Genomic DNA, 12,171 nt, shown 5'->3' on the forward strand with positions numbered 1-12,171 from the left:
AAGGCAATCCGGGCGCGCTGGACCAGGATCTGACGGTCAGTATTTTCGAAAAAGGCACTAACCGCCGCCTACAAAATGTGCTGCTGCCGCTCACCAGCAATACGTTTGTAGCCTACACCAATCCGGCCTGTACCCAGCCTGATCTGATTACGCGCCAGTTAATTTACAGCCGCACGGTAGAGCTGCCGGCCAGCATTTATAATAGCGCCGGCGGCTACTACGCGGCCGTGGAGCGCTGCTGCCGCAACAACGGCATCAACAATATTCAGCTGCCCGGCAACGCTGGCCAAACCTTCTATCTGGAGTTTCCGGCCGTGGTGCGCAATGGGCAGCCGTTCATTAACTCTACGCCCCGCATCTTTCCGCCGCTGAGCGACTACGCCTGCCGCGGCGACCTGTTCTATTATAATTTCAGCGGCCAGGATGCCGACAAGGATTCGTTGGTGTACGAGCTGGTAACGCCATTCAACGGCAGCTCTAACCCAGCTGAGCCCAAGCCCGCCGTAGCCGCCCAGGCCCCGTATTCCCTGATAAACTGGAACGCCGGCCTTGGTACCCAAAACCAGATTCCCGGCAATCCGACCCTTACTATCGGGCGCTTTACGGGCCGGTTGGAAGTGCGGCCTACCCAAATCGGGCTGTTTGTGTTTGGCATCAAGTGCTCCGAGTATCGGAAGGGCGAAAAGATTGGGGAAGTGCGGCGCGATTTTCAGCTGAAAGTGCTCAACTGCCCCAACAATACCCCGCCCGAAATGGTGGTCCTCATGCCCAATTCCCGGCGCGCCTACCAACCCGGCCGCGACACCCTGCGCCTGCAACCCAACGCCGACCGCTGCGTCCGCCTGCGCTTCACCGACCCCAACCCGACTTCCCGCCTGAGCTTATCATTGAGCCCGGTAAACTTTACCGGTCCCGTGCCCATTTTCACGAGCATTACGCAAGGCATAGTTCGTGCCCCCGGCGCGCCCGATACGCTGGTATCGCAGCTGTGCTTTCCGGCCTGCCTGGATTCGAAGGGCAAGGTGTTTTTCGTCGATGTCATTGTGGCTGATGACGGCTGTGCCCTGCCCAAGCGCGATACGGTGCGGGTGGCGTTTACTTCCGCGCCGGTGCCCAATGGCGCGCCGCGCATCACGACCACGGCTACCACCCTGCCCCTGCGTGCGCGCCCCGGCGACCTCGTGACGTTTGATGTTGCCGTTACGGACCCCGAAAACGACCCTATTACCCTTACGCTGGCCGGACGCGGCTTTCAGGCGGCGGCCGTAGGCGCCCAACTCACTCAGGGGCTGAGCGGCAATCAGGTGCAGGGCCGCTTTAGCTGGCGCGTGCCCTGCCCGACCACTTCGCAGCGGCTTTTCGAGTTCGAGCTGGCCGCGACGGGCTCGCCCTGCGCTGAGCGTCAGGCTACTACTCTGGTGATACCCGTGCAGATAGAGTACAACAACCGACCCCCGACGCTTACTTCCGATTTACCGGCGGCCCTTACTGCGGAGCCAATTGTTATTCGCCGAGTGCTGGGGGGCATTTTTGAGGCAACGTTAGAAGGATTGGATGCTGACTCCGACCAGCTTACGCTTACCGCCACAGGCAACAATTTTGATCTGGCCGCGGCGGGTATGAGCTTTGTGCCGACGAATGGTGTGGGTCGGGCTACGGGCTTATTCCGCTGGGAGCCTAACTGCGACCAAGCTGGTCAAGCAACGCCATTAGAAGTAACGTTTCAGCTGCGGGAAGCCACCTGCGCGCCCGTGGGGCAGCAACGAACCGTGCGCTTCGAGGTGGTAAGCGCGGATACGCTGACTTTTTGCCCCCCAACATCTTCACGCCTAATACCGACGGCGCCAACGACTACTTTGAGCTGCGCGATTTGCCCCCCAACTTCTGCAACGCCGAATTCGCCGACATCAGGATTTACAATCGCTGGGGCAAGCAGGTGTACACCTCTACCAGCCGCGACTTCCGCTGGGATGGCGGCGCTATGCCCGCCGGCGCTTACTATTATCTGATAGAATATACCGACAAGCGGCGCTATAAAGGCAACGTTACGCTTGCCCGTTAGCACCGGAAGGCTTGGCAGCAGGTAGGTCTGGCATTACTCTAGCATTACTTTTGCACGAAGCTATCCGTCTTCCTCTTCGCCTCTATATGATTTTTACCAAGAACTCTGGCTACCTGTTGGCCCTGCTTTTGGCCGCTACGGTTCCCACTCTGGCCCAAACCAATACGAAAGCCGCGGCCCAAGCGGCGGCACCTGCCCACAAAGCCACCCCTTTTGATGGCCTGCGGAAATACATGGCCGAGAACACCCACTACCCGGAGCAGGCGCGCGCCAAAGGCATTGCGGGCACGGTGCACGTGCGCTTTGAGCGCGACGATGCCGGCAAAATTATTAATCCCAGCATCGCAAAATCATTGGAGCCGAGCTGTGATGCGGAAGCCCTGCGCGTAATTAAAACTATGCCGCCCCACCTGCTCAATGTGTTTCCGCCCGGCATGAGCATGTTGTTGCCGGTGGTTTTCCCGGTTCCCGGCACGGAAGTCACCAAGCAGTAATTGATTCGTAAAACTTATTCACAAAAAAAGCCCCCAGAATGATTCTGGGGGGCTTTTTTTGTGATAAATCCGAGCTTTAATACAAAAACAGAAACAGCGCGAATAGTGCCAGCCACAAGCCATCCAGAAAGTGCCAGTAGATGCCCAGCATCTGAATCTGACGGCGGCGGTACGGGTTGCGGATAAAGACCAGCGTACGCACCCCGTCGCGGGCGGCGTGGGCGGAGCGCAAAAAGAGAATCATCAGGAATAAAACGCCCCCCAGCAGGTGCAGAATGTGCAGCGCCGACAGCAGGTACACGTACGTGCCGCTGGCCTCGCCATTGAAGAAGACGCCCTGCGCAATCAGCTCGCGCCAGCCCAAACCCTGCATACCCACAAAAATGGCCGCCAGCAGCAGCGTAGCCCCCAGGCAGCGGGTGAGCATAGCCACATCATCCTGCTGGTAAAGCCGGCGGGCCTGGCTGATGGTATAGCTGCTAACCAGCAACACAATCGTACTAATGGAAAAGTAGCGCGGAAACGGGTGCATGCCTTGCGGCATCGAACTATTGAAGCGCGTTTGGGCATAGGCCGCAGCCAGTATCACAAACAGCACCGTACTGGCTATTATGCTCAGGTACAGCAGCATCTGCATGGGCGGCATACGCTCCATGCGGGCGAACGTGGATGCCGGCCGGCCCGCGCCCACTTTATTTCTAGGGTCTTTGTCAGAATTCATTAGCTGGAGGTAGCAGCGTGTGCTTGGGCAAACCAATCCGACGGCCTTTAGTTCCGGGAGGGTGGGCCAGAAGCCGTAGGTTGGTCAATCCAAGATACGCAAATCCGCCTCTGCCGATCAGGCTTTTTTAGTGCGAATTTTTGCAAAGGCATACTCATCATTAGCGAGTTATGCCTTAGCCAATACCAGCACAGCTTCTGCCCTATTATTCTTACTTGCTACTGCTCTGCTTCACAGGAGTGATGGTTTGTGCCAAGCCATGGGTATATCGGCCTCAACCTGCCCCGACGTGACAGAAACGCGCCCCAGCATACGTCCCTCTTGTTGAAAGCCAATCTTTTCGTACAGCGCAATTGCCCGGCGGTTGCTTTCGCGCACCAGCAGTTCTACGCGCCGAATGTGCTGGTATTGCTGCTGAATAGTTGTTAATAAAGCAGCAAATAATTGGTGCCCGATCTTCTGGCCTTGATACTGCGGGTGCACGGCTACCGTCAGCTCACCCATGACGTGCGCAAAGATCTGCAAGCCGCTGGAGTAGGCATGAATTTCACCCGCTAAGCCGGCCCTATCCGGCCGCTCTACTACCAGGGCTACGCCCGTAGCCAGGCTGCGCGTCAGAAAAGTGTGCACATACTCAGCCGTGATTTCGCCCGGCTGCCGGGCCAGGCCGCCACCCTGCTCCGCTACCGTAATGTAGAGAGCCTGAATGGCGGCCGCATCGGCAGCAACGGCAGAACGAATCAGTAGTTCCGACATCAAAAAGCGAGAGTGACAGGCGTTTGCCAGCCATAATTTTATACAAGCGAATGCACCGACCTGGGCTAGCTACCCCCGGAAGAAAGACCCGATTTTACCCAGCACCGCGTTGAAGCTGATTTTGGGCGCGCCGCCAATGCCAAACGTGACGTGGGTTTTGCCCGCTACCCGCAGCTCCAACACCAGGCCCAAAGTGCGCGCCAGGTCGTGGAGTTGCTGCAAGGGGTCGAAGCCGGGCGGCTTAGGTTTCTTGGGACCGGGCGGACCGCTGGTGGCCGCGTCGAGTACGCGCTGATTGGGAAAGTTGACAATCAGGTAGTTGCCCGTTCCCGCCACCTGCACGTGGTCGTCATTATAAGAGATGACCAGCCGTGCGTCTATTTCCAAGCCCTTAACCAAGAGTAGAGGGGTCGCTGGGGGGCAATTGTTGGCCGCTCGCGGGGTTTTCGCCGCGGGTACGAATCCGCAAAGAGCCATTCAGGCGCCACGTAGCGGCTGGTGCCGCCGGATTTTGTGCATTAGGCACTTGCAATTCTATTTGGTCGAAGGCGCAGGAAAGCTCCACGCCACCCGAGAGCTTGGAGAGCAACGAAGCAGCCGTATCGGCCCAGTTGGGGCCATTTTGTGAGGAAGAGTCAGCCATAAGAGGAGCGTAATAAGAGTGGAAAATAAAGCCCGGCACTCGGGGCTATTGCTAAACGTGCTATCTGAGGCACGGTTTTGATTGGGTTCGAAAGCTACTACCTGCCAAGGGCAAACGCAATTTTGTGCATTCGGCTATTATCCACTATATTCCATATAGCGTATGGAAGCTCAGCTGTAGCCAATTGGCTATCCAAACCTTACTCTCATGCCCCAATCCTATTGCTCTCTGCTTAGCTCCTGCGCCCTCGTTCTGTTGAGCCTTACTGCCCAGGCGCAGGATTCGCTTCCCGGTCCGATCGCCTCCACCTCCCTCGACTGCACTCATCCGTTCGGCCTTGATACCTACATGGAGCTGGTTTACTCCCTCACCGATGAGCGGGGCAAGCCCGCGGGCACCATTCGGCAGCGCGTAGTGAGCCTGGGCAGCCAGACCAACAAAAAGAAAACCATCACGACCAACACTGCCCTCGTAAAAAGCGGCTTTTACGACGGCAAGAACCGCCTGATTCGCATGCAGGATCTTACCTACGGCTGCCGCCAGGACACCGCCTTTACCGACGGCATGAGTGAGATTGAGTATAAAAATTTGTCTTCCTTCCGCGACCGTCGCCTTGCTTATGCTCCCGTAGGGCTGGCGTGGCCCCATGAGCCCACCGTCGGCAGTATGTTGCCGGGCGGCGGGGTATCGGTGCAGGTGAGCAGCTCGGCCGTGGATATTGCGCAGGTATCCACTTCTGTGCGGCGCCGCCGTATCGTCAGTGGGCCGGCTCCCTTGGTCACGCCGGCTGGCACGTTTCAGTGCTACAAGGTGGAGTGTGAGCGCGAAGCCAGCGTGGCACCCCGCGAGGATATGGTGATGCGAACCCGATACCGCGTAATCGACTATTACTCACCAGCCGTGGGCATCGTCAAAACGGAAGTGTATAATAAGAACGGCAAGCTCGCCGAGACCCGACTTCTTACGGCCCGCAATGCCGGTAATCAGCCGTAAGTGGTACCTTCGGGAGCTGTTTTTGACCATTAACCAAACACCACCATGTTTAAGTCTTTTCTGCTGATAGCCAGCGTAGTAGTATTGGCCGCTTGCGAATCCTCGCCTACTTCCAACGACAAAAGCGCTGCTTCAACCACAGATGCTACCGAGAAAATGCCCCCCAGCGCCGCGGTGGCAGGTGGCAAGACCTACGGAGCGCCTATCACGGCCGCCAATGCCGTGCCCGTAGCTCAGCTCAACCAATTGCTTGGTGCTAAGGACTCGGCCCAGGTAAAGCTGGTAGGTAAGGCTACTGAGGTGTGTCAGGCAAAAGGCTGCTGGATGACCCTGGCTACTGCCGACGGCAAACAAATGCGCGTCCGCTTCAAGGACTACGGTTTTTTTGTACCGAAAGACATCAGCGGCAAAACAGTCGTCATCAACGGCTGGGCCCACCGCGAAACCGTTCCCGTTAGCGATTTGCGCCACTATGCCACCGACGCCGGCAAGTCGGACAAGGAAGTAGCCGCTATTACCAAGCCGGAGCAACAGCTTAATTTTGAGGCTGATGGCGTGTTGGTAATTGAAAAAGCCTTTAGATTTTAAGTTAAAGTGAAAAGCGGTACCAAGTCGTCTAGACGACCTGGCACCGCTTTTCACTTTTAACCACAGACCAATTTAACAACTTAACACTAGCACAAGAGGAAAAGGCGTCTGCTCAAATTCGTAGCTTGCAAAGCCAACGCACTACGTTCCATGACCGCCATCCAAGACCAGATAAAGGCCCTCACCGAGCGCCTCCACCACCTCAATTACCAATATTATCAGAAGGATATTTCGGAAGTTCCGGACCAAGAGTTCGACCAGCTGCTGGCCGAGTTGCAGCGTCTGGAGCAGCAGTACCCGGAGTTCGCTCTGCCCAACTCTCCCACCCAGCGCGTGGGCGGTACCATTACCAAGCAGTTCCCGACGGCTTTGCACCGCTATCCCATGCTTTCGCTGGGCAATACCTACTCCGAGGCCGACCTGCGCGAGTTCGATGAGCGGGTGCGCCGCGGCCTCGGCGGCGACGAGTTCGACTACGTCTGCGAGCTAAAATTCGACGGCGTCGCCATGAGCCTGACCTATACCGACGGCCAGCTCACGCAGGGCGTAACCCGCGGCGACGGCACCCGCGGCGACGTGGTGACCAACAATGTGCGCACCATTAAAAACCTGCCCTTGCACCTGCGTTCCGCTGACAACCTACCTGTCGAGTTTGAGGCCCGTGGCGAGGTATTTATGCCGCTGCCCGTGTTTGAGGAGTTGAATAAAGAGCGCGAGCAAAATGGGGAAGCGCTGCTGGCCAACCCGCGTAATGCTTGCGGCGGCGCGCTCAAACTGCAAGATTCGGCGCTGGTAGCGGCCCGGCGCCTGCGGTTTTTTGCCTACGGATTCCTAAGTTCTAATCGGGGGCTTTTCCGACCCACAGCGCTTCTCTCGAAGCCTTGCAAAGCTGGGGCTTGCCCGTGTCGGACAGCTGGCGGCGGTGCCATTCTATGCAAGAAGTGCTCGACTTCATTCATGAGTGGGAGAAAAAGCGCTTTACCCTGCCCGTTGCCACCGACGGTATCGTGATTAAAGTAGACAACTTTCGGCAGCAGGAAGTGCTGGGCTACACGGCCAAAAGTCCGCGCTGGGCTATTGCGTACAAGTATCCGGCTGAGGCTGCCCGCACCCGCCTGCGCGAAGTGCAGTACAATGTAGGCCGCACCGGCGCTGTGACGCCCGTTGCCCACCTGGACCCCGTTCCGCTGGCCGGCACCGTGGTAAAACGCGCCTCCGTGCACAATGCCAACCAGATTGCGGCTCTCGACTTACGCCTTGGTGACATGGTATTTGTGGAGAAAGGCGGCGAGATTATCCCTAAAATAACCGGCGTCGACTTAACTGCCCGTCCCGCCGACAGCCAGCCAATAACCTATCCTGCCAATTGCCCGGCCTGCAATACTTCTCTTATCCGCCCGGCCGGTGAAGCGCATTTCCGTTGCCCGAATGAGCGTGGCTGCCCGCCTCAGCTTAAGGCCCGCCTAGAGCATTACGTATCGCGCAAGGCCTTGAACATTGACGGGTTAGGAGCCGAAACGGTGGGTCGTTTCTTCGACATGGGCTTAGTCACTACGCCCGCCGACATCTACGACCTGCCCCAGCGCCGCGATGAACTAGTAAAGCTGGAGCGCATGGGCGAAAAGTCTATCCAGAATCTGCTGGCCGGCATCGAAGCCAGCAAACAAGTTCCTTTCGACCGGGTGCTGTTTGGGCTGGGCATTCGCTATGTAGGCGAAACCGTGGCCGATAAGCTAGCGGCCCACTACCGTACCATCGCTGCAATGGCGGCAGCATCGGCCACCGAGCTGGCGGCCGTGCCCGAAGTAGGTGGGGTCATCGCGGAGTCGGCGGCGGCATGGTTCCAGGATGATTTTAACCGTCAAATTGTGGCGCGACTGCAAACCGCAGGAGTACAAATGGCGCTTACTGGCGAAGTACCCAAGGCCGTCAGCGACCGGCTAGCAGGCTTGACTTTTGTGCTGTCAGGGGTTTTTGAGGAGCATAGCCGCGATGAGCTGCAGCAGCTAATTGAATTGCACGGGGGCAAAGTGACGGGTTCGATCAGCAAGAAGCTTAGCTACCTGGTTGCCGGCGACAAAATGGGCCCTGCCAAGCGGGAAAAGGCGATTGAGTTGAAAGTGCCTATCATCAGCGAAACCGATTTAATAGCCATGCTCCCGACTACTGAAACGATTGCGGAGCCAGACATTTTTGTATCTTTGCCCGTAACCCCGCCGGCCAATGAGCTGGTGAAGCCGCCGACTTATCCCGCCCCTGCTGCGCCTTCACCGGCGACGGGTGGCGGAGCAGGTCAACAGGGTTCGTTGTTTTAGCGCTTGCGCTGACTTACCCAGCCGGCTCCCGGGCCACCTTGTATATACTGTGGGTCGCATCGGCCTTCCACCCGGGGCCGGGACCTTCCCACCCCGACCCATAGTTATACAAGGTGGCCCGGTCGAGCCGGAGTGAGCCGCTGGTCACTTTCCTTCCCTCTTTCTGGCTTTTTGTTATGAGAATTCTCTCTCGGGCCTTTGGCTTAGTATGCGTTATTGCCTTTGCAGCTCCCGTTGCATGGGCCCAAAAAGCCCCCCAGCAGGTTTCTACACCGGTCTCAGGAGCTGTGGATGCGGCTACGGCAGCCACGCTTATTAAGCAACCCAATGTGGTAGTGCTGGACGTTCGCACACCTGCGGAGTATGCTACGGGCCATGTACGCGGCGCTCAGAATATCGATTTCCGGGCGCCTGATTTTGCTCAGCAAATAGCCCGACTCGACACCACCAAAACGTACATGCTTTACTGCGCTTCCGGCAACCGGAGTGGGCAGGCTAGCAAGCTTATGCAAGCAAAAGGCTACTCTAAAGTGGTGGATGCTGGCGCGTTTAAGACCTTGCAGGCGGGCGGCTTGAAAACCGAATAAATTTGGTCTTACAGCGGCCACTGAGGTTTTAGGAATGACCGTCAGGCTACTAGAAAGCTTACAGTGCTTGATTCGAGAAAAAATTCCCTATTGCACTCAGGGCTTTTTTCTCGAACAGTAGCCTGCGTAATCTTCTCAAGATCGGCCGCTGTAAGCACCCCCACGTAAAAAGGATAGCTGTGCGTTGCGACACTGCCTTGGCCGTCGTTTGCCGTCACCAGCAATCGGTAGGCTCCTTTCTTGGCAGGCGCTTTTACCAGCGCCCGCGGACCCTGGGCCTGTACGATAGCAGCTGGCAAAGCTTCGCGGGCCGTGCGACGCTGGGGAAGAACAAATCTTTCATCGACATCGGGCACGACTTCCCACTTTATATCCAGCGAGTCGCCTTCGGGGTCGGAAGCTACTACAGTCGCCTCATATGTGCCACCCGGCCGCAGGAAAGTGCTTCTTAGCGGCGTCTTGCCTGCCAGGCGCAATGACCTCAGGCTTGGAGCCCGGTTCGGCATCGACTTGCCCGTCCATAAGTAGTGAATCACATCCACTACAGCGGTTTTCTCGCCACTCGGCGTGAATAAGCTGAACCACATGGGCGTCTGCTCAAACCGCTGCCCCCAGTACAAAACGTAAGAGCCCAGGCAGTGGTCCTGGTCATTGGCCATCAACTTCTCATATCGGGTGCGAATGTATTCAGCTTTGACATTGCTACTCTGGTCTAATGGGGCGCGCCATTTTGTTGCGGGTGCTTCCCCTTTCCACCAGCCCCGCGCTCCAAACTCGCCGATAATATATGGTCCTGTCCAGCCACGCTCGACCAAGCGAGATCTTACCCGTTCCAGTTTGCTAAACACGTTAATCGTCAGCACGTCCAGATCAGGACAGAAACGCTGCACTCTCGACACCATATGCATACTACTGGTCATCGTAGTTGTAACGGGATGGTAAGGATCCAACTCATGGATCATCTTTACCACATCGTTCAGAACCTGAAATGCCCGTGGGTTATTAGTATAATTATCTAACTCATTACCCACATTCCACATTAATAGTGCTGGATGATTGCGAAAACGAAGAACCTGTCGACGAATCTCTTCGTTTTGCAACGCCACTGCCTGGTGGTCATAGTAATCAAACCCTTCATACTCGGGCTTCATCCACAGTCCTAGCATTATAGTCAGACCCTGTTCCTGGGCCTTATTCATAATAGTATCAGCATAATTGGTCGTGTAGAGGCGGAGAGAATTGCCCCCCAGTTCCTTTACCCGGTCTAATTGTTGCAACCCAGCTACTCCTTTAATAAAATAAGGTTTGCCACCCCGCAGAAGTTGGTAGCCTGTTTCCGTTTTTTTATCTGTACTGGTATTACCCCCGCTGGTATACCTCGTATATGATCTATTTTCTTACTATCTGATTGACAGCTTAAAAGTACAATACACAAGCAACTCAACCATAAAAAATAATGCAAGCGAGTAATAAGCGGCATGGTATTAAGAAGTAGTTCTATATACATAGTGAAAGTTTAAGAGTAGATAGGAAGTAAAGGAACAGCTGTTTAATTCAATTACTTTTGTTCAAAGTTACCAAAGCGCACTTAGATTTATACTAATAATGGCTGCGCTCGCAAGATTGCGCCTCAATCAAAGTTTATTTTTAATGCCTCCAGAAGCCACGCCCCCTATGCCTATGCCTATTATTGCACCAATGCCAAAGTCCATGCCCATTCCTGTGGAACAAAAGGTTAAGTATAGTTTCGCAGAAGGGGTGCGGCAAATGCGCATCTTAGTGCTGGTAGGCGTAGTCCTGACAGTCCATTTCCTGTGGTGGTTCGCCGACTCAGAGCATATCGGCTACCCACCGCTATTCTGGCTGCTATCTATTTCTCTAGGCTTTAAACTGCTGCGCATGCTGCACGAGTGGTACCACTACGTGCAAGTCAGCAAGCCGGTTCAGCCGGCTCACACGGGTCACCAGTACACCGTTGATGTGCTCACGACGGCCTGCCCCGGCGAGCCGCTGGACATGATTGAGCGCACGCTTCGGGCCATGCGGGCCATGCGCTACCCTCACACCAGCTACCTCTGCGACGAGGGCGACGACCCATATTTGCGCCAGCTCTGCCAGGAACTGGGCATTGTACACGTTACCCGCACGCAAAAAATTAACGCCAAAGCTGGCAACATCAACAATGCCCTGCGCCAAGCTACGGGCGAGCTATGCGTGGTGCTTGACCCCGACCACGAGCCCACGCCCGACTTTCTGGATAAGGTGGTGAGTTATTTTGCTGATCCTGAGGTGGGCTACGTGCAGGTGGTACAGGCGTATGGCAACCAGCAGGAGAGTCTGGTTGCCCGTGGCGCGGCCGAGCAGACCTACCACTTCTATGGCCCTCTGATGATGGGCATGAACTCCTACAATACGGCCCAGGCTATTGGGGCCAACTGCACGTTTCGGCGAACGGCCCTAGACAGCATCGGCGGACACGCGGCCGGGCTGACGGAGGATATGCATACGGCTATGCGCCTGCACGCGCAGGGCTGGAAGTCGGTGTACGCGCCCGTGATTGTGAGTCGCGGACTGGTACCAGCATCTTTGGCCGCTTACTACGCCCAGCAGCTAAAATGGGCCCGAGGCAGCTTTGAGTTGCTTTTCCGGGTTTATCCAACGCTTTTTTCGCGCTTCACCTGGCGACAACGGATTCATTATCTTACTCTGCCTCTGTATTTCTTCTCCGGGGTTGTTGTCCTTATTGATCTGCTGGTTCCTATCCTGGCTCTTTTGCTAGCCGAGTTTCCCTGGCATTTGTCGCTGCCACAGTTTGTGCTGCATATGATGCCCATTGTAGCCATAGCACTGCTGATCAGGTACAATGCGCAACGGTGGCTTCGGGAGCCCCACGAAGCCGGGCTACATCTGACGGGGGCTTTTTACGGATAAGCACTTGGTGGATTTATTGCCTGGGCCTCGTCTATACGCTGCTCAGGATACGCGTACCGTATATTCCTACCCCCAAGGATG

13 protein-coding genes are annotated in these 12,171 nt (G+C 56.2%); 8 read left to right on the forward strand and 5 right to left on the reverse strand.

Annotated elements, in window-relative coordinates:
• Window positions 1-1,870 precede the first annotated feature (1,870 nt).
• Both MKZ35_RS20365 and MKZ35_RS20370 read left to right on the forward strand, forming a co-directional pair.
• A complete protein-coding gene (locus tag MKZ35_RS20365; RefSeq protein ID WP_482515060.1) occupies window positions 1,871-2,062 on the forward strand; it encodes a T9SS type B sorting domain-containing protein in 192 nt (63 codons plus the stop codon).
• An 86-nt stretch (window positions 2,063-2,148) separates the two neighbouring features.
• A complete protein-coding gene (locus MKZ35_RS20370; protein WP_482515061.1) occupies window positions 2,149-2,556 on the forward strand; it encodes an energy transducer TonB in 408 nt (135 codons plus the stop codon).
• A 76-nt stretch (window positions 2,557-2,632) separates the two neighbouring features.
• Here MKZ35_RS20370 and MKZ35_RS20375 read toward each other — a convergent pair whose 3' ends face one another.
• The 4 genes from MKZ35_RS20375 to MKZ35_RS20390 form a co-directional block, all read right to left on the reverse strand.
• A complete protein-coding gene (locus MKZ35_RS20375) occupies window positions 2,633-3,277 on the reverse strand; it encodes a cytochrome c oxidase subunit 3 (protein ID WP_482515062.1) in 645 nt (214 codons plus the stop codon).
• Window positions 3,278-3,508: 231 nt separating this feature from the next.
• Complete coding sequence (locus MKZ35_RS20380; RefSeq protein WP_482515063.1) at window positions 3,509-4,033, reverse strand: GNAT family N-acetyltransferase; 525 nt, start codon at window positions 4,031-4,033, stop codon at window positions 3,509-3,511.
• Window positions 4,034-4,102: 69 nt separating this feature from the next.
• The gene (locus MKZ35_RS20385; RefSeq protein ID WP_482515064.1) at window positions 4,103-4,420 is read right to left on the reverse strand and encodes a hypothetical protein; all 318 of its coding nucleotides are present in this window, start codon (window positions 4,418-4,420) and stop codon (window positions 4,103-4,105) included.
• 4 nt (window positions 4,421-4,424) lie between these two features.
• Window positions 4,425-4,676: a hypothetical protein gene (locus MKZ35_RS20390; RefSeq protein ID WP_482515065.1), complete on the reverse strand. Its 252-nt coding sequence runs from the start codon at window positions 4,674-4,676 to the stop codon at window positions 4,425-4,427.
• A 207-nt stretch (window positions 4,677-4,883) separates the two neighbouring features.
• Here MKZ35_RS20390 and MKZ35_RS20395 point away from each other — a divergent pair, with 207 nt between their 5' ends.
• The 5 genes from MKZ35_RS20395 to MKZ35_RS20415 all read left to right on the forward strand — a co-directional run bounded on the left by MKZ35_RS20395 (window position 4,884) and on the right by MKZ35_RS20415 (window position 9,159).
• Window positions 4,884-5,669: a TapB family protein gene (locus MKZ35_RS20395; RefSeq protein WP_482515066.1), complete on the forward strand. Its 786-nt coding sequence runs from the start codon at window positions 4,884-4,886 to the stop codon at window positions 5,667-5,669.
• 45 nt (window positions 5,670-5,714) lie between these two features.
• Window positions 5,715-6,257, forward strand: coding sequence for a DUF4920 domain-containing protein (locus MKZ35_RS20400; RefSeq protein ID WP_482515067.1), 543 nt, complete (start codon window positions 5,715-5,717; stop codon window positions 6,255-6,257).
• Between the two features lie 150 nt (window positions 6,258-6,407).
• A complete protein-coding gene (locus MKZ35_RS20405; protein WP_482515068.1) occupies window positions 6,408-7,268 on the forward strand; it encodes a hypothetical protein in 861 nt (286 codons plus the stop codon).
• Window positions 7,160-8,572 (forward strand): NAD-dependent DNA ligase LigA, encoded by a 1,413-nt coding sequence (gene ligA / locus MKZ35_RS20410; RefSeq protein WP_482515069.1) that lies wholly within the window; start codon window positions 7,160-7,162, stop codon window positions 8,570-8,572. The genes MKZ35_RS20405 and ligA overlap by 109 nt, the downstream gene beginning before the upstream one ends.
• A gap of 176 nt (window positions 8,573-8,748) precedes the next feature.
• Entirely contained in the window at window positions 8,749-9,159 is a 411-nt protein-coding gene (locus MKZ35_RS20415; RefSeq protein ID WP_482515070.1) for a rhodanese-like domain-containing protein, read from the forward strand.
• Window positions 9,160-9,200: 41 nt separating this feature from the next.
• On the opposite strand, the gene MKZ35_RS20420 is transcribed toward MKZ35_RS20415, so the two are convergent.
• Window positions 9,201-10,436 carry a glycoside hydrolase family 2 TIM barrel-domain containing protein gene (locus tag MKZ35_RS20420; RefSeq protein ID WP_482515071.1) on the reverse strand — a complete coding sequence of 412 codons (1,236 nt, stop codon included), beginning with the start codon at window positions 10,434-10,436 and terminating at the stop codon, window positions 9,201-9,203.
• Between the two features lie 445 nt (window positions 10,437-10,881).
• On the opposite strand from MKZ35_RS20420, the gene MKZ35_RS20425 reads away from it, so the two are divergent.
• On the forward strand, window positions 10,882-12,090 hold the full coding sequence (locus tag MKZ35_RS20425; RefSeq protein WP_482515072.1) for a glycosyltransferase family 2 protein: 1,209 nt from the start codon (window positions 10,882-10,884) through the stop codon (window positions 12,088-12,090).
• Window positions 12,091-12,171 lie beyond the last annotated feature (81 nt).

This window comes from Hymenobacter sp. R533113 (genome assembly GCF_056835965.1).